General features: G+C 71.9%; 17 protein-coding genes. 11 read left to right on the forward strand and 6 right to left on the reverse strand.

The features are described from left to right. Positions 1-114: 114 nt before the first annotated feature. From ACWD4B_RS30905 to ACWD4B_RS30925, 5 genes are all read right to left on the reverse strand, one after another. A complete protein-coding gene (locus tag ACWD4B_RS30905) occupies positions 115-1,290 on the reverse strand; it encodes a hypothetical protein (RefSeq protein WP_451423870.1) in 1,176 nt (391 codons plus the stop codon). Between the two features lie 155 nt (positions 1,291-1,445). Next, on the reverse strand, positions 1,446-2,810 hold the full coding sequence (locus ACWD4B_RS30910) for a glycosyltransferase (RefSeq protein WP_451423859.1): 1,365 nt from the start codon (positions 2,808-2,810) through the stop codon (positions 1,446-1,448). Between the two features lie 56 nt (positions 2,811-2,866). Continuing rightward, positions 2,867-3,994: a non-hydrolyzing UDP-N-acetylglucosamine 2-epimerase gene (gene wecB, locus ACWD4B_RS30915; RefSeq protein ID WP_451423860.1), complete on the reverse strand. Its 1,128-nt coding sequence runs from the start codon at positions 3,992-3,994 to the stop codon at positions 2,867-2,869. Positions 3,995-4,177: 183 nt separating this feature from the next. Further along, positions 4,178-4,864: a response regulator transcription factor gene (locus ACWD4B_RS30920; protein WP_451423861.1), complete on the reverse strand. Its 687-nt coding sequence runs from the start codon at positions 4,862-4,864 to the stop codon at positions 4,178-4,180. Continuing rightward, the gene (locus ACWD4B_RS30925; protein ID WP_451423862.1) at positions 4,861-6,018 is read right to left on the reverse strand and encodes an ATP-binding protein; all 1,158 of its coding nucleotides are present in this window, start codon (positions 6,016-6,018) and stop codon (positions 4,861-4,863) included. The genes ACWD4B_RS30920 and ACWD4B_RS30925 overlap by 4 nt, the downstream gene beginning before the upstream one ends. A 101-nt stretch (positions 6,019-6,119) precedes the next feature. Between ACWD4B_RS30925 and folC the strand changes: the two genes are divergently transcribed. The 11 genes from folC to ACWD4B_RS30980 all read left to right on the forward strand — a co-directional run bounded on the left by folC (position 6,120) and on the right by ACWD4B_RS30980 (position 19,632). Next, positions 6,120-7,658 carry a bifunctional tetrahydrofolate synthase/dihydrofolate synthase gene (gene folC, locus ACWD4B_RS30930; protein ID WP_451423863.1) on the forward strand — a complete coding sequence of 513 codons (1,539 nt, stop codon included), beginning with the start codon at positions 6,120-6,122 and terminating at the stop codon, positions 7,656-7,658. Position 7,659: 1 nt separating this feature from the next. Continuing rightward, positions 7,660-8,016: a DUF4233 domain-containing protein gene (locus ACWD4B_RS30935; protein WP_451423864.1), complete on the forward strand. Its 357-nt coding sequence runs from the start codon at positions 7,660-7,662 to the stop codon at positions 8,014-8,016. A gap of 137 nt (positions 8,017-8,153) precedes the next feature. Then, complete coding sequence (gene ndk, locus ACWD4B_RS30940; protein WP_390780226.1) at positions 8,154-8,567, forward strand: nucleoside-diphosphate kinase; 414 nt, start codon at positions 8,154-8,156, stop codon at positions 8,565-8,567. Positions 8,568-8,854: 287 nt separating this feature from the next. After that, positions 8,855-9,874 carry a rod shape-determining protein gene (locus ACWD4B_RS30945; protein ID WP_004950903.1) on the forward strand — a complete coding sequence of 340 codons (1,020 nt, stop codon included), beginning with the start codon at positions 8,855-8,857 and terminating at the stop codon, positions 9,872-9,874. A 162-nt stretch (positions 9,875-10,036) separates the two neighbouring features. Next, entirely contained in the window at positions 10,037-10,969 is a 933-nt protein-coding gene (gene mreC, locus ACWD4B_RS30950; RefSeq protein WP_336411633.1) for a rod shape-determining protein MreC, read from the forward strand. Positions 10,970-10,983: 14 nt separating this feature from the next. After that, the gene (mreD, locus tag ACWD4B_RS30955) at positions 10,984-11,727 is read left to right on the forward strand and encodes a rod shape-determining protein MreD (protein WP_451423865.1); all 744 of its coding nucleotides are present in this window, start codon (positions 10,984-10,986) and stop codon (positions 11,725-11,727) included. A gap of 5 nt (positions 11,728-11,732) precedes the next feature. Further along, on the forward strand, positions 11,733-13,940 hold the full coding sequence (gene mrdA, locus ACWD4B_RS30960; protein ID WP_451423871.1) for a penicillin-binding protein 2: 2,208 nt from the start codon (positions 11,733-11,735) through the stop codon (positions 13,938-13,940). Then, a complete protein-coding gene (gene rodA, locus ACWD4B_RS30965) occupies positions 13,937-15,136 on the forward strand; it encodes a rod shape-determining protein RodA (RefSeq protein WP_451423866.1) in 1,200 nt (399 codons plus the stop codon). Before mrdA ends, rodA begins: the two co-directional genes overlap by 4 nt. Positions 15,137-15,188: 52 nt before the next feature. Further along, the gene (locus ACWD4B_RS30970) at positions 15,189-16,715 is read left to right on the forward strand and encodes a CYTH and CHAD domain-containing protein (protein WP_451423867.1); all 1,527 of its coding nucleotides are present in this window, start codon (positions 15,189-15,191) and stop codon (positions 16,713-16,715) included. A gap of 71 nt (positions 16,716-16,786) precedes the next feature. Next, positions 16,787-18,712 carry a TIGR03960 family B12-binding radical SAM protein gene (locus ACWD4B_RS30975; RefSeq protein ID WP_451423872.1) on the forward strand — a complete coding sequence of 642 codons (1,926 nt, stop codon included), beginning with the start codon at positions 16,787-16,789 and terminating at the stop codon, positions 18,710-18,712. Between the two features lie 140 nt (positions 18,713-18,852). After that, the gene (locus ACWD4B_RS30980) at positions 18,853-19,632 is read left to right on the forward strand and encodes a TIGR03936 family radical SAM-associated protein (protein WP_451423868.1); all 780 of its coding nucleotides are present in this window, start codon (positions 18,853-18,855) and stop codon (positions 19,630-19,632) included. A gap of 160 nt (positions 19,633-19,792) precedes the next feature. Here ACWD4B_RS30980 and ACWD4B_RS30985 read toward each other — a convergent pair. Further along, positions 19,793-20,058 (reverse strand): hypothetical protein (locus ACWD4B_RS30985; RefSeq protein ID WP_451423869.1); only part of this gene is annotated, 266 nt, incomplete at its 5' end.

Below are 20,058 nucleotides of genomic sequence, written 5' to 3' on the forward strand. Positions count from 1 at the left end.
ATCGCGCCCACGCGGCGGAGCCGCATGATGTAACAGCCCCGCGCCCCTTACGGGGCGCGGTATGCGCGCCCATTGAAAAATCCCCGCGCCCCCTTACGGGGCGCGGGGATTTTGCTATCTGCGTTCCCACGGCCTCGTGCGGCCCGGGTCCCACATCGGGCCCCATGGGCCCTGCACAGGCTCCTCCTCCAGGCGGTTGAGGGGTCTGTCCTTGTTGCGTTCGCGGCGGTCGCGGACCGGGGCGAAGAGCACGTACAGCGTGGAGACCGCCACGAAGACGAGGCGGATGAACCCGCGTGCGGAGTCGTCCGGGACGATGAACACGCTGCCGTAGAGCACGATCAGTGCGATCCAGCTCCACCACGGCACCAGGCGCCGCTGTCCGCAGACGTCCCACAGCAGGGTGCCGAGCAGCACGGAGGCCGTGTAGTAGGTGTAGACGCTGGGGTCGAGGACGATCCGGGCGTTGGCGCCCAGCAGCACGACCGCCGCCCAGCGCCCCCGCCACACCGCGATCGCGCCCAGCGCGAGGCCCAGTGCGGCCTGTGCGGGGCGGGCCCAGTCGGGCGTCTCGGGGTCGTTGGCGCCCAGCCAGCGCAGCGCGGACGCGGGGTTGTTGGGGATGGTGAACTTCGCGGCGGCGAAGGAGTGCGGGTCCATGACGAAGAACGGCAGCCAGGCGACGGCCACCAGCCCCACGCACCACAGCACGGCCCGCATCCAGCGTTCCCGGGGCAGGGCGAGGATCAGCGGCAGGAAGGCCAGCGCGGTCGGCTTGGAGTCCATCGCCAGGGCGAGGCAGGCGCCGACGCCGGCGGCGTTGCAGCGCGTCAGGAACCACACGGCCAACGCCGTGAAGAACAGGGCGAGTACGTCGTCGAGGTGCCCGAAGCGGACCGAGACCTCGATCCACATGGGGATGAACGCCGCACCGGCGATCAGCACGCGCTGCCGCAGCCGCTGGTGGTTGGTGCCCGTGCCGAGGAAGTGGATGGCGGCGCTGCGCCCGGCCAGTACCACGATCACCAGGCCGAGGACGGACATCAGCGCGGCCGCGAGGAACTGGCCGGCGTGCTCCGAGAAGGGGTTGAACAACCCCGCGACCAGGAAGCTGATCGGGCCCATCTGGAGTTCGGGGTGGTGGGCGTAGAGGTTGAGGCCTCCGGTGCCGTCGGATCCGTTGTAGATCAGCTCGCCGCCGGTGCGCAGGTAGTGCCAGGAGAAGCCGCCGCTGGGCTCCACCACGGCGAACCACAGCACGGTCCACGCAGTCAGCAGCAACAAGTGCATCCGATTGCTGAGTTGTCGGGTGCGCACAACGCTCCGTTCCGCCACCCGGAACCGGTTCCGGGCATGAATAACACCGGCGGTCAGATGGCGGAACGGGAGTGAAGGTTGCTTCTGGAGTTGTAAAAGTGACGTACTTCTCAGGCTGCTCAGGCCTCTCAGGCCTCGATGGCGACCGGGCCCGACTCGACCGTCTCGGCGTTGCGCCGCGTCTTCGCCCAGCCGTTGCGGCCGCGCAGCATCCGCACGAAGCCGCGGGCGGAGGCCGGGAAGAGGTGGTACGCGTACAGCCACAGCGCCAGGCCCCACAGCAGGGCGGCCAGGAACGAGGCCTCGGGCGCACGGTCCCGGCGGTAGACCGGGCCCCACAGCACGAACGGCATGACCGAGACCACGGCCAGCGCGAGCACCAGCGGCCACACGGCCAGCATGCCGCCGAACGCCTCGCCGGGGCCGTTCTCGGCGGCGGTGAGGCCGAGGAGGACGAACATCACGGCGCAGAGCGCGAGCGTGACCAGGTGGGCGACGGGCTGGAGGAAGGTGTAGAGCGTCTCCAGGACGCCCTTGCCGCCGTAGTGGCGCGAGGAGACGATGCGCGGCGCGTAGCGGACGCACTGCAGGTTGCCCTGCGCCCAGCGGGTGCGCTGGGTGAGGAAGCGGCGGCCGTGCGGCAGGCCCTCCTGGGAGACCCAGGTGTCGGCTATGTGGGATATGCGGTCACCGGTGAGGATCATGTGCAGGCCGAGCTCGTAGTCCTCCAGCAGGGCACCGCGCTGCCAGGGGCGCCGCTCGGCGGCGGCGATGCGGTCCAGGGAGGCGAGGCGGGTGAACTGGCCGTTGCCGCCGAGGCCGACGGAGCCGGTGCGGCCGCGCAGCAACTGCATGCCGGCGTTGGAGACGGAGAACTCCATGTCCTGCATGCGGACCAGGAGCCGGGCGAAGGCGTTGCGCACGCGGCCGCGGTCCGGGAGCGGACGGGGCTCGCCGGCGTTGCGCATCCGGACGCTGACCTGCACGCCGCCGGTCTCGGGGTCGCCGAAGCCGGCCGGGCCGCTGACGATGTCCAGGGCGTCGGGGTCGAGCTGGCCGTCGGCGTCGATGACGCACACGACGACGCGCTCGCGGTCGGTGTCCTTCGCCAGGAACTGGTTCAGCTCGTCGTACGCGGCGTTCAGCGCCGCGCCCTTGCCCTGGCGGGCGTTGGGGCGGTGGCGGCGCACGAGGTGGACGCGGCGGTCCTCCTCGGCGAGCCCGGCGACGATGGCGCCGGTGCGGTCCTCGCTGTCGTCGTCGATGACCCAGACGTGCGCGCGGGGGTGGTCGGCGCGCAGCCGGCCGACGGTCGTCCCGACGACCGCCTCCTCGTCCCGGCAGGGGACGAAGAAGTGCCAGTCGAGGGCGTCGGCGTTGCCGGGCTCGGCGGCGGGCCGCCGCAGGTAGGCGTGGCGGGCACCGGCCCAGTAGAGGAGGAAGCAGAGGAGGAGGAAGAAGGGGAACGCGAGCAGGAAGGGGCTGGAGAACATGCGGGGGTGGAGCTCCGGGAAGATCGAGGGGCGGACGTGCGGCGGCGGGGCGGCCGTTATGCGGCGGCGGCCAGCTGCTGCGGAGCGGTGACCGTCGTCAGCAGCGCGACGATCCGCTCGGACGCGGTGCCGTCCCCGAAGGGGCTCGGCAGGGCCGCAAGGCGGGTCAGGCCCGCGGGGCCCTCCGCCAGTCGCCGCCGGGCGGCTTCGCCGATCGCCGGGCCCGGCTCCACCAGGTCCGCGAAGTCGGTCATGGCCTCGGGCCGTTCGGTCGAGCGGCGCACGACGACCAGCGGGCGGCCCAGCACGGTGCACTCCTCCTGGATGCCGCCGGAGTCGGACACCAGCAGCGCGGAGTGCCGGGCCAGGGCGAGGAACTCGGAGTAGCCCAGCGGGGCGCTCACCGTGAGCGGGGCGAGCAGGTCCGTCAGCCCCGCGGCCTCGATCCGGGCCCGGGTGCGCGGGTGCAGCGGCAGCACGACCGGACGGTCGGCCGTGGCCAGGGCGCCGAGCTCGGTGAGGATGGCGCGCAGGGCGTCGGCGGAGTCGGTGTTCTCGGGGCGGTGGACGGTCGCCAGGACGTACGCGTCGGCGGTCAGCCCGTGCCGTGCGAGCAGTGCCGAGCGCTCGGCGGCGTCCGGGAGCTGGCCGTGCACGGCCTCGACCACGGTGTTGCCGGTGACGGCGATGCGCGCGTCGTCGATGCCCTCGGCGAGCAGGTTGGCGCGGTTGTCCTCGGTGGCGGCGCACAGTACGTCGGCGATGCGGTCGATGAGCACGCGGTTGTGCTCCTCGGGCATGTTGCGGTCGTGGCTGCGCAGCCCGGCCTCGACGTGCAGCAGCGGGATGCCGTGGGCGTTGGCGGCCAGCGCGCCGGCGAGGGAGGCGTTGGTGTCGCCCTGGACGACGACGGCGAGCGGCGGCTCGGCGGTGAACAGCTCGTCGAGCTGGCCGAGCGCGGCGGATATCTGCACGGCGCGCGGCTGCCCGCCGACCCCGGTGAGGAAGGTGGGCTCCGGCAGCCCGAGCTCGGTCAGGAACCGGCCCGACAGCGCCTCGTCGTAGTGCTGCCCGGTGTGGATCAGGTGGGCGGCGGGTCCCAGGAGCCGGCACAGGTCCGTGAGCTTCACGAGCTCGGGACGGGTACCGAGGACGATGGCGATGCTGCGGGGCGGCAGGGACATACGGTGGCTCCTGGGGCTGACGGGGGTGGTGACAGCTCCAGAGCCTGTGGGGCGACGGTTGCGTCGCCGGATGGGGTTCGGTTGCCGGACGGTAGCGATTGGTTTGCGGGACCAAAGTCCCGTGATCCTGGTGCGGGCCGACTGTGGCCGGTCGCGCAGTTCCTCGCGCCCCTTACGGGGCCCTCAGCCCCGGTACCGGTACCCCAGCCCCCTGACCGCCTCCAGGGGGTCCGCCGCCTCATCCCCGGCCGCCTGGCGCAATTTGCGCCGCAACCGCATCACGGCGAACTTCACCCGCTCCCGCCCCGTCCCCTCCGGGTCGTCCCAGACCCGGTCCAGCAGCTGGTCCGTCGTGATCACCCGGCCCCGGTTGCGGACGAGCAGCTGCAGCAGCCGGTACTCGATGTCGCTCAGCCGCGCCTCCTGGCCCTGCCACACCGCCGAGCGGCGTTCCGGCACCAGCCGCAGCCCGTCGTCGCCGAAGGAGTCGCCGGCCCAGCCGGCGGCGGGCGCGCTGCGCCGCAGCAGGGCCTCGACCCGGGCCAGCAGCTCGTCGTTGCCGAACGGTTTCGGCAGGTAGTCGTCCGCCCCGGCGCGCAGGCCGCGCACCCGGTCGGTCTCGGCGCCCCGGGCGGTCAGCAGCAGGACGGGCAGGTCGCTCATGTCCCGGGTGCGCTCCAGCACCTGCCAGCCGTTGAGCTCGGGCAGGCCGATGTCGAGGAGCATCAGCGCGGGCCGCTCGGCGAAGAGCAGGCGCAGCCCGTCGCGCCCGTTGTCGGCCTGGATGACCTCGTACCCCGCGCGCGTCAGGAGGGTGCGCAGCGCGAGCGCGAGGTCGGGGTCGTCCTCGACGACGAGCACCCGGGTCATTCCGGCCCCCCGGCCGGCAGCCGGATGGTGAAGACCGCGCCCTCGCCCTCGCGGCCCCCGGCGGTCAGTGTGCCGCCGTGCTGCTCCACGACCGTCCGGCTGATCGCGAGGCCCAGCCCGGTGCCCGGGTAGCCGCCGGTCTGGGCGTTGGGCGCCCGGACGAAGCCGTTGAAGATCTCGTCGCGGGAGGCCTCGGGGATGCCGATCCCGGTGTCGGCGACCTCGATCAGCCAGTGGTCGCCGTGCGGTGCCGCCGTGACGGTGATCCGCCCGTCGGGCGGGGTGAACTTGGCCGCGTTCTCCAGCAGGTTGCCCAGCACGTGGTGGAGCCGGTGCCGGTCGCCGCGCAGGACGGGGCCGGGGGCGCAGTCCAGGACGGTGAAGACGGGGGAGGCGCTGCCCGCGCCCCGGGCCATGTGGTCCATGACCGCGTCCCGCAGCATCGCGGGCACGTCGACGGGCCCGAACTCCAGCTCCGGCCCGGTGGCCCGCATCCGGGTGGTGAGCAGCAGGTCGGCGATGACGCGTTGCATCCGGTCGGCGTTGCGGTGGACGGCGTCGAGGAGCTCGGACTGCTCGTCCGTGAGCGCGCCGAAGTTCGGGTCCCGCAGCAGGTCGCAGAAGCTGAGGATCGAGGAGAGCGGGGTGCGCAGCTCGTGCGAGGCGGCGGCGGTGAAGGAGTTGCGCTGCCGGGCCAGCTCGGTGAGCTCGGCGTTGTCGCGCTCGGCGTCGTGCTCGCGGCGTTTGCGCTCGGTGATGTCGATGCACAGCCACAGCCCGCCGAGGTACTCATGGTCCCGGCGCAGCGGCTCGACCTGGCGGCGGATGGTGCGCCCGTCGACGAGGGGGATCTCGGCGACGCGGTGGGTGTGGCGGCGCGCGAGGATCTCGCCGGGCGTGCTGGGGCCGGAGAAGTCGGCGGTGAAGAAGGCCCGGACGAGGGGGACGAGGGGCCGCACGGAGGCGCCGGGGGAGAGGTCGGCCCGGCCCTCCAGGTCGAACATCTCGACGAACCGGCGGTTGACCGCCAGCACCTCGTCCGCCGGGCTCTGCAGGAGCAGTCCGGCGGGCAGCGCCTCCAGGACCGCCTGCAGGCGGTCCCGGTGTTCGCAGTCGTGCGGGTCGCAGCCGCGTGGACTTTTCTCCTCATCCACGGACAAAAACCTAGGGCATTCCGGAATGTTCTGCTCCGCTTGGACGGCTCCGGGAACGGCCCTTGCCGGGTCTGTCGGACCGGCTCCGTAGACTGGACGCCGTGAGCGAGCGCCCCCTGAACGACGAGACCGGCGATCATGAATCCGGCAACTCCGGCGAAGCCGACGAGTTTGCCGAGATCGTGGAAGCCGAGACGGACCGCGACCCCGATCTGGCGGTGATCGAGGCCGGCAGCCGCACCCTGCGCGCCATGGCCGGACCCCCGCAGGGCGATGCCGTGCCGGCCCGCCCCGAGGACCCGGAGGTGGACCGGGCGCTGCGCGAGGTGGAGGCCGAGCTGGCGGGGCGCTGGGGCGAGACCAAGCTCGACCCCTCGCTGGCGCGCATCGAGGCGCTGATGGACATCCTCGGCCAGCCGCAGCGTGCCTTTCCCTCGATCCACATCACCGGCACCAACGGCAAGACCAGCACCGCCCGCATGATCGAGGCCCTGCTGGCCGCCTTCGACCTGCGCACCGGCCGCTACACCAGCCCGCACGTCCAGTCCGTGACCGAGCGCATCAGCCTGGACGGCGCCCCGATCCCGGCCGAGCGCTTCATCGAGACGTACCGCGACATCCTCCCGTACGTCCAGATGGTCGACGAGCGTGAGGAGCACCGCCTCTCCTTCTTCGAGGTGCTCACCGGCATGGCCTACGCGGCCTTCGCCGACGCCCCGGTGGACGTGGCGGTCGTCGAGGTCGGCATGGGCGGCTCGTGGGACGCGACGAACGTCGTGGACGGCACGGTCGCCGTGGTCACCCCGATCGCCCTCGACCACACCGACCGGCTCGGCTCCACGCCCGGCGAGATCGCCCAGGAGAAGGGCGGCATCATCAAGCCCGACGCCACGGTGGTGCTCGCCCAGCAGCCGGTGGACGCGGCGCAGGTGCTCCTCAAGCGCGCGGTCGACGTCGACGCCACGGTGGCCCGCGAGGGCATGGAGTTCGGCGTCACCGGCCGCGAGGTCGCCGTCGGCGGCCAGCTGCTGACGCTGCGCGGCCTCGGCGGGGACTACCCGGAGGTCTTCCTCCCGCTCTACGGCGCCCACCAGGCGCACAACGCCGCCGTCGCGCTGGCCGCGGTCGAGGCGTTCTTCGGCATCGGCTCGGAGCACGCCCGCACGCTCGACCTCGACACCGTGCGCCGGGCCTTCGCCTCCGTCACCTCGCCCGGCCGGCTCGAAGTGGTGCGCCGCAGCCCCACGGTGGTGCTGGACGCCGCGCACAACCCCGCGGGCGCCCGTGCAACCGCCGAGGCGGTGGGCGAGGCGTTCGGTTTCAGCCGTCTCATCGGAGTGATCGGCGCCAGCGCCGACAAGGACGTGCGCGGCCTGCTGGAGGCCTTCGAGCCGGTCTTCGCCGAGGTCGTCATCACCCGCAACTCCACCCAGCGCGCCATGGACGCCGACGAGCTCGCCGCCGTGGCCGTGGAGGTCTTCGGCGCCGAGCGGGTGCAGGTCGAGCCGCGCCTGGACGACGCCCTGGAGGCGGCGATCACCCTCGCCGAGGAGGAGGACGAGTACGCGGGCGCCGGTGTGCTGGTGGCCGGCTCGGTGATCACGGTCGGCGAGGCCCGGCTGCTCCTGGGAAGGAAGTGAGATGCGGACGCTGTGCGCGAGCACTCTGATCGGTGAATTCTTCGTCATCGGATTCGCCGGTCTGGTCGCCATGAAGGATCCGAGCCTGTCCATGGGCTCGGTCTGGGCGGTCTGCGGGATCACGATGGTGCTGAGCGTGCTGCTCTGCGGAATGATCACCAGGCCCGGCGGGATACAGCTCGGCTGGGCCCTCCAGGCCGCATTGATCGCGAGCGGTTTCGTGATCCCGGTGATGTTCATCCTCGGCGTCGTCTTCGCCGGCCTGTGGTGGTGTTCGGTCCATTTCGGCCGCAAGATCGACGAAGCGAAGGCGCGCTTCGCGCGCATGAGCGAGGAGGCCGCGCCGGAAACGGCGTGACCGCGCCCCGTCAGGGGCGCGGGGAACTGCGCGACCAGCCACAACCGGCCCGCAGTTGCAGACACGACGTGACCCGCGCGGAGCGCACCCGGTACCCTCTGCCGCAACTACACACGTGATCACAAGGAGCCGCACACATGAGCCAGCGCACCCTCGTCCTTCTCAAGCCCGACGCCGTCCGGCGTGGCCTGATCGGTGAGATCGTCGGCCGGATCGAGCGCAAGGCGGGCTGGACGATCGGCGCGCTGGAGCTGCGCACCCTGGACCGCGGCACCCTGGAGCAGCACTACGCCGAGCACGAGGGCCGTGACTTCTACGAGCCGCTGATGGGCTTCATGGCCTCCGGCCCGGTCGTGGCCATGGTCGTCGAGGGTGAGCGCGTGATCGAGGGCGTCCGCGCCCTGGCCGGTCCGACGGACCCGATCGCGGCGGCCCCCGGCTCGATCCGTGGCGACTTCGGCACCATCACCCGCGAGAACCTCATCCACGCCTCGGACTCCGAGGAGTCCGCAGAGCGGGAAATCAAGATTTTCTTTCCTGGCCTCGCCTGATAGCCGATCAGAGATGGACCCATTCTGATCAGGGGCGACCGATTAATTGTCGGTCGCCCTCCGGCATATGCGGAGCGAACGAGGGAACCTCTCACTCCGACACGACGTCACCATTACGGGGGCGCGCTGGTGTTCTGCCGACAATGGCGGAGGAACCCTCGCGCCGCCCCCCACCGCCGCGCGAGACTACGATGAAGTGCTCCCGCGCCCGCAGCGCACCACCTGCCGACCTCAAGTAAGCAATCGCTCCAGTTGGGAAGGCCAGACGTATCCTCATGGGGAACAATATGTCGTTCATCGGCCGTGACATGGCTGTCGACCTCGGGACCGCCAACACGCTGGTGTACGTCAGAGGCCGCGGGATCGTCCTCAACGAGCCGTCTGTCGTCGCCATCAACACCAACACCGGCGGGATCCTCGCAGTGGGCGCCGAGGCCAAGAAGATGATCGGCCGCACCCCGGGGAACATCGTCGCCGTCCGTCCGCTCAAGGACGGCGTGATCGCCGACTTCGAGATCACCGAGCGGATGCTCCGCTACTTCATCCTCAAGATCCACAAGCGCCGCTGGATGGCCCGTCCGCGCGTGGTGGTCTGTGTGCCCTCCGGCATCACCGGGGTCGAGCGCCGGGCCGTGATCGAGGCCTCCACCCAGGCCGGCGCCCGTCAGGTGCACATCATCGAGGAGCCGATGGCCGCCGCGATCGGCTCGGGCCTGCCCGTCCACGAGGCCACCGGCAACATGGTCGTCGACATCGGCGGCGGCACCACCGAGGTCGCGGTCATCTCGCTCGGCGGCATCGTCACGGCCCAGTCCATCCGGGTCGCGGGCGACGAGCTGGACAACGCGATCATCCAGCACATCAAGAAGGAGTACAGCCTCCTCCTCGGCGAGCGCACCGCCGAGCAGATCAAGATCACCATCGGCTCGGCGTACGACCTCGAGCAGGACGAGCACACTGAGATCCGCGGCCGCGACCTGGTCAGTGGTCTGCCCAAGACCGTGGTGATCTCGGCGGCCGAGGTCCGCAAGGCCATCGAGGAGCCCGTCAACTCCATCGTCGACGCCGTCAAGACCACGCTCGACAAGTGCCCGCCCGAGCTGTCGGGTGACGTCATGGACCGCGGCATCGTTCTTACCGGCGGGGGTGCCCTGCTGCGCGGCCTGGACGAGCGGCTGCGCCGCGAGACGGGCATGCCGATCCACATCGCCGAGGACCCGCTGGACTCGGTCGCCCTCGGCTCCGGCAAGTGCGTCGAGGAGTTCGAGGCCCTGCAGCAGGTCCTGGACGCCCAGCCCCGGCGGTGAGGCAGGAGCCAGCCCGCCGCCCACCCGGCGGCGGGCGGCGGTCACCGCGGCGCCCGGTGCACCCCCGCCGCCGGGAAACAACCTGATATACAGGCAGAACGCTTCCGATGACCGTCCGTGCCCGCAGCGGAACGGTCCGACGAGAAGGGCACGCCGCCGCACGTGAGGGACACACGAGAGAGCCGGCTGCTGCTGGTGCTGCTGATCGCGATCGCCTTTGCGCTGATCACGGTGGACATCCGCGGCGGTGAGCAGTCCCCGCTCGACGGTGCCCGGCATGCGGCAGCCTCCGCCTTCGGCCCCGTGGAGAAAGGTGTCGCCGCCGCCGTCGACCCCGTCGGCAACGCCCTTGCCGCCGTGCGGGACTCCGGCGACCGCAGCCGTCGCATCACCGCGCTGGAGCGCGAGAACACCGCCCTCAAGCAGCGGCTCGGCAGCGACGACCGCAACAAGGGCCGGCTCCGCGATCTCGACCGCCTGCTGAAGACCGCGGGCGCCGGACAGTACGGCATCAAGGGCGCCCAGGTCATCGCCATAGGAGCGGCCCAGGGCTTCTCCTGGACCGTCACGATCGACATCGGCAGCAACGACGGCGTCAAGCGCGACATGACCGTCATGAACGGCGACGGCCTCGTCGGCCGCGTCACCACCGTCGCCCCCTCCACCTCCACCGTGCTGCTCGCCAGCGACCCCAAGTTCACCGTCGGCACCCGCATGGAGAAGAGCGGCGAACTCGGCTTCGCCAACGGCCAGGGAGACAGCACCCTGCGCGTCGAACTCCTCAACGGCAAGGCCTCCGTGCACCGCGGCGACCGCCTGGTGACCTTCGGCTCCAGCAGGGACAAGCCCTTCGTCCCCGGCGTCCCCGTCGGCGAGGTCGTCCGCGTCGAGCCCTCCGGCGGCGGGCTGACCCGCACCCTCCAGGTGCGTCCCTTCGTCGGCTTCAGCAAGCTCGACCTCGTCGGCGTCGTCGTCCAGCCGCCCCGCGAGGACCCGCGCGACACCGTCCTGCCGCCCAAGCCGGAAGCCCCCAAGCCCGCCCCCACCGTGACCGTCACGGCTTCCCCCGCACCCTCCGCCTCCCCGAGCGATTGACCCCAGGACTGACGATGCGTCTCAACCGGATCCTGCTCTCGACGGTGCTCGTGATGGTGGCCCTCGTCGTGCAGGTGAGCGTCTTCGCCCGGCTGCATCTGCCCGGAGCCGTCCCCGACCTGCTGCTCCTCGTGGTCGTCGGGCTCGGCTTGGTCTACGGGCACACCGCCGGCGCCCTCGTCGGCTTCGGCGCCGGGCTGCTCGCCGACCTCGCGCCGCCCGCCGACCACGCCACCGGCCGCTACGCCCTGGTGCTGTGCGTCGTCGGCTACCTCGTCGGCCTCGCCAAACCCGAGAGCGGGCAGCTGCGTTCGGCCACCCTGCCCATGGTCGTCGTGGCGGGCGCGGCCGTCGTCTCCACCCTGCTCTACGCGGGCGTCGGCGCCCTCGTCGGCGACACCGCCGCCCGCCATGTGGGCCTCACCGGGCTGGTGTTCACCGCCGCGCTCTACGACCTGCTGCTCGCCCCCTTCACCGTGCCGGTGATCATGGCACTGGCCCGGCGCACCGTGGGCGACGCGCTCACCGGCGACGGCACGCCCGTCACGGCGGGCGCGGGCGACGGCGGGTACGGCCGGATGTCCGGCGGCAGCTTCCGGGTCTCCAGCGGCGGCTTCCGCGGCGGGCTGCGCAGCGCCTTCCGCGGCGGCCGGGGCGGCGGCATCGGCGGCCGGCGCAGCCCGGGCATGCTCACGTCGGTGCGCAGGCCGGGGCGGATCAAGGGCATCAAGGGTGTGAAGGGGGTCAAGCGGCTGTGAGCAAGGTGCCCAAGGTGCCGGAGAGCGGGCGGGTCTCACGGGTCACGATCCGCCTGATCATCCTTCAGATCCTCGTCGTCTCGCTTCTGCTCACCCTCGGCGGCCGTCTCTGGTACCTGCAGATCCGCAACGGCGACCAGTACACCGCCGAGGCCGCCAACAACCACATCCAGCAGGTCGTCGCCCCCGCCACCCGCGGCTCGATCCTCGACGCCCGCGGAGTGCCGCTCGCCGACAACGAGACCCGCCTGGTCGTCTCCGCCAACCGCACCGACCTGATGCGGATGAAGGACAAGGGCAAGTCCGTCCTCGGCCGTCTCGCCGGGGTGCTGGGCATGCCGACCGAGGAGCTCGCGGCCAAGGTGCGGCTGTGCGACGCCAAGACCCCCAAGCCGTGCTGGGCCGGCTCCCCGTACCAGCCGATCCCGGTCACCGACCAGGCCACCACCCAGCAGGCCCTGCAGATCCGCGAGCGCGCCGAGGACTTCCCCGGCATCACCGCCGAACCCACCGCCGTGCGCCGCTACAGCGGCCCCGGCGGCTCCAACACGGCCCAGGTCCTCGGCTACCTCTCGCCCGTCACCGACGACGAGGTCAAGGAGGCCAAGAAGACCAGCACCCCGCTGATGAGCTCCGACCAGGTCGGCCGCTCGGGTCTGGAGCGGCAGTACGACGGCGACCTGCGCGGCAAGGCCGGCGTCACCCGTTACGAGGTCGACAACCTCGGCCGCGTCATCGGCAAGGCCAGGAGCGACAAGGCCGTGCCCGGCGCCAACATCGTCACCAGCATCGACGCCCGTGTGCAGGCCATAGCGGAACGCGAGCTGGACCAGGCGATGAAGGACGCCCGCAAGGAGGTCGACCGCAACACCGGCACCACCTACAAGGCCGACGCCGGAGCCGTCGTCGTCATGGAGTCGAGGACCGGGCGCGTGGTGGCCATGGCCTCCAACCCCACCTACGACCCCAACGCCTGGGTCGGCGGCATCTCCGCCAAGGACTACAAGGCGCTCACCGGGCAGGACTCGAACTACCCGCTGCTCAACCGGGCGATCCAGGGCCAGGCGGCCCCCGGCTCCATCTTCAAGGTGATCTCCACGACCGCCGCCGTCGCCGCCGGCAACCCCTTCACCGACCACTACAACTGCTCCAGCTCGTACAGCATCGGCAACCAGGTCTTCCAGAACTACGAGTCCAAGGGCTACGGGCCCATCGACCTCGGCCAGGCCCTGGAGGTCTCCTGCGACACCGTCTTCTACGACCTGGCCTACCGCCAGTGGCAGAAGGACGGCGGCAACAACCCCAAGCACCCCGCGGACTGGTTCTACAAGACCGCCCACCAGTTCGGCCTCGGCAAGGAGACCGGCATCGACCTGCCGGGCGAGGTCCGCGGCCGGGTCCCGGACCGCGAGTGGAAGAAGCGGTACTGGGACGCCAACCAGGAGTCCTGGTGCAAGCAGGGCAAGACCGACGACAGCTACGCCGGGAAGATTGCCAAGGAGAACTGTGAGTCCGGCATGCGGATGCGCGCCGGTGACTCCGTCAACTACTCGATCGGCCAGGGCGACACGCTCGTCACGCCCATCCAGATGGCCACCATCTACGCGGCCATCAGCAACGGCGGCACCCTCTACAACCCCAGCGTCGGCAAGGCCATCGTCAGCCCCGACGGCAAGCACGTCCGCGAGATCAAGCCCACCTCGCACGGCCGGCTGCCCTTCGATGCCAAGCTGCGCGACCAGATCGACGGGGCGCTCGCGGGCGTGGCCACCCAGGGCACCGCGGCCTGGCGGTTCCAGGGCTGGCCGCAGAAGCAGATCCCCATGCACGCCAAGACCGGTACCGCCGAGGTCTACGGCAAGCAGACCACCTCCTGGTTCGCCACCTACACCTCCGACTACACGGTCGTGATGACGATCTCCCAGGGCGGCACCGGCTCCGGCGCCTCCGGGCCCGCCGTGCGCAACATCTACAACGCCCTCTACGGGGTGGACGGGCAGGGCAAGGTCGACGAGAAGAAGGCGCTCCTGCCGCGCCCGGAGGCCCGGCTGCCGAAGATCGAGAAGGACGGCAGCATCGAGGCCCAGCACATCGACGCGCCCTCGCCGTCGCCCTCCGCGTCGTCCTCGGACTCCCCGTCCTCGTCCTCCGGCTCCCCGTCCCCGTCCGACGGCCCGTCCGCCTCGCCCGGCAGAAGGGAGGACGGCCGGTGACCCTCCTTGGCCACCCGCCGGTCCGCCGGCTCATACCCGAGCGCGGCGTCTGGTCCCGGCTGACCGCCCGCGACTCCGTCGTGCGCCGCCTCGACTGGGTGATGCTGCTCGCCGCCCTCACCCTCTGCGGCATCAGCACCCTGCTCGTCCACTCCGCCACCCGCGGCCGTACCGAGCTCACCCACGGCGACCCCTCCTACTTCCTGCTGCGCAACATCCTCAACACCGGCATCGGGCTCGCCCTCGCCTTCGGCGTCGTCCGGCTCGGCCACCACCGGCTGCGCGGCGCGGTCCCGCTGCTCTACGCGGCCTCGGTGCTCTGCACGGCCGCCGTGCTCACCCCGCTCGGCGCCACCATCAACGGCGCCCGCTCCTGGATCCGGCTCGGCGGCGGATTCTCCGTCCAGCCCTCCGAGTTCACCAAGATCACCATCGCGCTGGGCATGGCCATGATGCTGGCCGCCAAGGTGGACTCCGGCGAACAGCGCCACCCCGACGGCCGCGCCGTCGTCCGGGCGCTGGGCGTGGCCGCCCTGCCCACGCTCGTCATCCTGCTGATGCCCGACCTGGGTTCCGTGATGGTGCTCGTGGTGATCGTGCTCGCCGTGCTGCTCGCCTCCGGAGCCTCCCGGCGCTGGCTCCTGGGCCTGCTCGGCGCGGGCGTCGCGGGCTGTCTCCTCGTCTGGCGGCTCGGGATCCTCGACACCTACCAGATCAACCGTTTCGCCGCCTTCGCCAACCCCGCCCTCGACCCCACCGGCGTCGGCTACAACACCAACCAGGCCCGGATCGCCATCGGTTCGGGCGGCCTGACCGGCTCCGGCCTCTTCCACGGCCCCCAGACCACCGGCCGGTTCGTCCCCGAGCAGCAGACCGACTTCATCTTCACCGTGGCGGGGGAGGAGCTCGGCTTCATCGGTGCTGGGGCCGTCATCCTGTTGCTCGGCGTCGTGCTCTGGCGCGCCTGCCGGATCGCCCGCGAGGCCGGGGATCTCTACGGATCGATCGTGGCCGCCGGGATCGTCGGCTGGTTCGCCTTCCAGAGCTTCGAGAACATCGGCATGACGCTCGGCATCATGCCCGTGACGGGCCTGCCGCTGCCCTTCGTCTCCTACGGCGGCTCCTCCATGTTCGCCGCGTGGATCGCCGTCGGCCTGCTCCAGTCGATCAAGGTGCAGCGGCCGGTGACGGCATAGAGGACGGTACGGGGACTGCCGCTCGGGCTTCCGGAGCACTAGATTTCGCCCTATGGCGGACACCGTGCGAGAGATCGAGCGGAAGTACGAAGCCGGAGACGATACGGGCGCGGCCCGGTTCCCCGACCTGAGCGGGGCCGCGCCCGTCGCCACCGTCACCGACCGGGGGACGCAGGAACTGGACGCCGTCTACTACGACACCGCCGACCGCCGGCTCCTTGCCGCGGGCATCACCCTCCGCCGCCGCACCGGCGGCACCGACGCGGGCTGGCACCTCAAGCTCCCCGTCGCCGAGGGAGTGCGCGACGAGATCCGCGCCCCCCTCTCCGCCCGCGTCCCCCGCACCCTCGCCGCCCTCGTCCGCTCCCGCACCCGCGACTCGGCCCTCACCCCGCTCGTCCGCATCACCAGCCGCCGCCGGGTGCTGCACCTGCTGGACGAACACGGCACGCTGCTCGCCGAGGCGACCGAGGACCGCGTGCGCGCCGTCCGCCTGCGGGACGGCGAGAGCGGCACCAAGTGGACCGAGTACGAGATCGAGCTGGCCGAGGGCACCGGTCCCGGCCTCTTCGACGCGCTCGAACCCCGCCTGCGCAAGGCCGGGCTGCGCCGCTCGAAGGCCCCCTCCAAGCTCTCCCGCGCCCTGGGCACCGCAGCCGCCGCCGCGGCCGAGGAACGCAGGCCCGCCGGGGGCAGAGCCTCCGCCGGCGACCACGTCCTGGACTATCTGCGGCAGCAGGTCGAGGCCGTCGTCGCCCTGGACCCCGGCGCCCGCCGCGGCACCGAGGACGCCGTCCACCAGATGCGGGTCGCCACGAGACGGCTGCGCGGCGCCTTCCGCTCGTACCGCAAGGTCCTCGACCGGCGGGCCACGGACCCGCTCGGCGAGGAGCTCAAGTGGCTCGCCGCCGAGCTGGGCGTCGACCGCGACCGCGAAGTCCTCGCCGACCGGCTGCGGCAGCGCCTGGACGAGGTGCCGCGCGCCCTCGTCCGCGGCCCCGCCCGCGCCCGGCTGCGCGCCTGGTCCGGCGGCCGCCGCGCCGGGTCGCGCCGGCGGCTGGCCGAAGTGCTCGACAGCAAGCGCTACCTCGCCCTGCTCGACGCGCTCGACGCCCTCCTCGCCGACCCGCCGCTGCGCCCGGCCGCCGCCCGCCCGCCGCGGCCCGTCCTGGCCAAGGCCGTCCTCGGCGACTACGGCCGGCTGGCCACCCGCATCGACGCGGCCCTCGCCGCCGGCCCCGGACCCGGCCGTGACACCGCCCTGCACGACGCCCGCAAGGCCGCCAAGCGCGCCCGCTACGCGGCCGAGGCGGCCACCCCTGCGCTGGGCGGAGCGGCCCGGCGCTTCGCGCGGCAGATGAAGTCCGTCCAGACCCTCCTGGGCGACCACCAGGACAGCGTGATGGCCCGGGGCGCCCTGCGCGAGATAGTCGACCAGGCGCACGGCGCCGGGGAGCCGACGTTCACGTTCGGGCTGCTGTACGGGCGCGAGGAGCAGCAGGCCGCGCAGGACGAGCGCGAGCTGCCCGGCCTGTGGGCGGAGGCGTCGGACAAGCGGTGGCGGGCGGGGCTCGCTTGACGCGTCAGGGGCGACTTCTGCGGCGCGTTACCCTTGAGGGTCCCCCCTGTCCGCTCATGAGAGACATCGCGATGCCTGTCGAGTCGGTCTTCCCGCGCCTGGAAGCGCTTCTTCCGCACGTCCAGAAGCCCATCCAGTACGTCGGCGGAGAGCTCAACTCCACCGTCAAGCCCTGGGACGAGTGCGACGTGCGCTGGGCACTCATGTACCCCGACGCCTACGAGGTCGGACTGCCCAACCAGGGCGTCATGATCCTGTACGAGGTCCTCAACGAGCGCGAGGGCGTCCTCGCCGAGCGCACCTACAGCGTGTGGCCGGACCTCGAGGCGCTGATGCGCGAGCACGACGTGCCGCAGTTCACCGTGGACGCGCACCGGCCGGTCAAGGCCTTCGACGTCTTCGGCCTGAGCTTCTCCACCGAGCTCGGCTACACCAACATGCTCGCGGCCCTGGACCTGTCCGGCATCCCGCTGGAGGCCAAGGACCGCGGCCTCGACGACCCGATCGTGCTGGCGGGCGGCCACGCCGCGTTCAACCCCGAGCCGATCGCCGACTTCATCGACTGCGCCGTCATCGGCGACGGCGAGCAGGCCGTCCTGGAGATTACCGAGATCATCCGGGCCTGGAAGAGCGAGGGCCGCCCGGGCGGGCGCGACGAACTGCTGTTCCGTCTCGCGAGGACGGGCGGCGTGTACGTCCCCCGGTTCTACGACGTGGAGTACCTGGCCGACGGCCGCATCGGCCGCGTCGTGCCCAACCGCTCCGGCGTGCCGTGGCGTGTGTCCAAGCACACCGTCATGGACCTCGACGAGTGGCCCTACCCGAAGCAGCCGCTCGTCCCGCTCGCCGAGACCGTGCACGAGCGGATGTCCGTCGAGATCTTCCGCGGCTGCACCCGCGGCTGCCGCTTCTGCCAGGCCGGCATGATCACGCGCCCGGTGCGCGAGCGCAGCATCACCGGCATCGGCGAGATGGTCGAGAAGGGCCTCAAGGCGACCGGCTTCGAGGAGGTCGGCCTGCTGTCGCTGTCCTCCGCCGACCACACCGAGATCGGCGACGTCGCCAAGGGCCTGGCCGACCGGTACGAGGACGACAAGATCGGCCTCTCCCTGCCGTCGACCCGCGTGGACGCCTTCAACGTCGACCTGGCCAACGAGCTGACCCGCAACGGCCGTCGCTCCGGTCTGACCTTCGCCCCCGAGGGCGGCTCCGAGCGCATGCGCAAGGTCATCAACAAGATGGTCTCGGAAGAGGACCTCATCCGGACCGTCGCGACCGCGTACGGCAACGGCTGGCGCCAGGTGAAGCTGTACTTCATGTGCGGCCTGCCCACGGAGACCGACGAGGACGTGCTGCAGATCGCCGACATGGCGATGAACGTCATCCAGAAGGGCCGCGAGGTCTCGAAGTCCAACGACATCCGCTGCACGGTGTCGATCGGCGGCTTCGTGCCCAAGCCGCACACGCCGTTCCAGTGGGCGCCGCAGCTGTCCGCCGAGGAGACCGACGCGCGCCTGGCGAAGCTGCGCGACAAGATCCGCGGCGACAAGAAGTACGGCCGTTCGATCGGCTTCCGCTACCACGACGGCAAGCCCGGCATCGTCGAGGGCCTGCTCTCCCGCGGCGACCGCCGCCTCGGCTCGGTCATCCGCGCGGTCTACGAGTCCGGCGGCCGCTTCGACGGCTGGCGCGAGCACTTCTCGTACGACCGCTGGATGGAGTGCGCCGGGAAGACGCTGCCCCCGCAGGGCGTGGACGTCGACTGGTACACGACCCGCGAGCGCACGTACGAGGAGGTCCTGCCCTGGGACCACCTGGACTCCGGTCTCGACAAGGACTGGCTCTGGGAGGACTGGCAGGACGCCCTCGACGAGACCGAGGTCGAGGACTGCCGCTGGACCCCCTGCTTCGACTGCGGCGTGTGCCCGCAGATGCAGACCGAGATCCAGATCGGCCCCACCGGCAAGAAGCTTCTCCCGTTGACCGTGGTGAAGTAGCACGCCTGTTCCCACGAAGGCCCCGCCGGACCGGCGGGGCCTTCGTGGCACGTACTCTAGGTAGCAGTACGACCGCAACTCACGAAGGACTGAAGACACTGGGCAAGCGACAGCCCGAAGGCCCGCCGCCCGCACCCGCGGTGCAGCGCATTCGCCTGCGCTACACCAAGCGCGGCCGCCTCCGGTTCACCAGCCACCGCGACTTCCAGCGCGCCTTCGAGCGGGCTCTGCGCCGGGCCGAGGTGCCCATGGCGTACTCGGCCGGCTTCACCCCGCACCCGAAGGTGTCGTACGCCAACGCCGCACCGACCGGTACCGGCAGCGAGGCCGAGTACCTGGAGATCCAGCTCGCCGAGGTGCGCGACCCCGCCCGCCTGCGCGAGCTGCTCGACGAGTCGCTGCCCGACGGGCTCGACATCGTCGACGCGGTGGAGGCCCGCACCTCCGCCTTCGCCGACCGGCTGCAGGCCTCGGTGTGGGAGCTGCGGCTCGACGGCGTCGAGCCGGCCGAGGCCGGGCGCGCCGTGGCCGCCTTCCTCGCGGCGGAGAACGTGGAGGTGCAGCGCCGCACCAAAAACGGCGTGCGGACCTTCGACGCCCGTGCCGCGGTGACCCGACTCGAGGCGCTCGAAGCTCCGGCCGATAGGCCCGGTGACGGAGCCTGTGCGATACTGCGGCTGGTTGTTCGGCATGAGACACCCGCCGTACGACCCGACGACGTCCTGTCCGGTCTCCGCGCTGTGGCCGACCTGGCGCCGCCGGTCCCCGCAGCGGTGACCAGGCTGGCGCAGGGGCTGCTCGATGAGGAGTCCGGCACGGTGACCGATCCGCTCGCGCCCGACCGCGACGCCACCCCGGCCGCCCCACCCACGGCCGCCGGACCGAGCGCCGCGCAGCAGGTGCCGGAAGGTCCCGCGTAAGGACGGCCGTCGAACGCGCCGCCGATCCACCAGGGAGCCACCCGGTCCGGCCGGCGCACTGACCAGGAGACTTTCGCCGGTGCCGACGAGACTCGGCCCCGGCGAGCGAGACGACAGCTCCCGTGCGGCGACCGCGCCCCGGACGGCGGTTCCGCGCTCATCACGCGGGCCGGCGGGCCGGAACACGACGCGGCGCCCGGGAGCGTGACGGGAGAACCGCCCGCATGCTCGATTCCATTGAGCCCACCGAGGCCAGTGGCGCTTCCAGCGCCCAGGCCGGTCCCACCGATACGACGTCCGCGTCGCCGAGCGACACGCTGCCGCCGCGGCGCCGCCGCCGGGCGGCCTCGCGCCCGCCCTCAATTCGCAGGTCGCCCGTGGTCACCCGGCGGATGGGCTCGCTCGCAAGCAGCTCGTGCGGCTGGC

The organism is Streptomyces sp. NPDC002536, from assembly GCF_053594995.1.

Excerpts from the sequence above, each read along its gene's own strand:
- ACWD4B_RS30905 (WP_451423870.1), bottom strand. The coding sequence starts at position 1,290 with ATGCACTTGTTGCTGCTGACTGCGTGGACCGTGCTGTGGTTCGCCGTG.
- ACWD4B_RS30910 (WP_451423859.1), bottom strand. The coding sequence starts at position 2,810 with ATGTTCTCCAGCCCCTTCCTGCTCGCGTTCCCCTTCTTCCTCCTCCTC.
- wecB (WP_451423860.1), bottom strand. The coding sequence starts at position 3,994 with ATGTCCCTGCCGCCCCGCAGCATCGCCATCGTCCTCGGTACCCGTCCC.
- ACWD4B_RS30920 (WP_451423861.1), bottom strand. The coding sequence starts at position 4,864 with ATGACCCGGGTGCTCGTCGTCGAGGACGACCCCGACCTCGCGCTCGCG.
- ACWD4B_RS30935 (WP_451423864.1), top strand. The coding sequence starts at position 7,660 with ATGCGGACGCTGTGCGCGAGCACTCTGATCGGTGAATTCTTCGTCATC.
- ndk (WP_390780226.1), top strand. The coding sequence starts at position 8,154 with ATGAGCCAGCGCACCCTCGTCCTTCTCAAGCCCGACGCCGTCCGGCGT.
- ACWD4B_RS30945 (WP_004950903.1), top strand. The coding sequence starts at position 8,855 with ATGTCGTTCATCGGCCGTGACATGGCTGTCGACCTCGGGACCGCCAAC.
- mreD (WP_451423865.1), top strand. The coding sequence starts at position 10,984 with ATGCGTCTCAACCGGATCCTGCTCTCGACGGTGCTCGTGATGGTGGCC.
- ACWD4B_RS30970 (WP_451423867.1), top strand. The coding sequence starts at position 15,189 with ATGGCGGACACCGTGCGAGAGATCGAGCGGAAGTACGAAGCCGGAGAC.
- ACWD4B_RS30975 (WP_451423872.1), top strand. The coding sequence starts at position 16,787 with ATGCCTGTCGAGTCGGTCTTCCCGCGCCTGGAAGCGCTTCTTCCGCAC.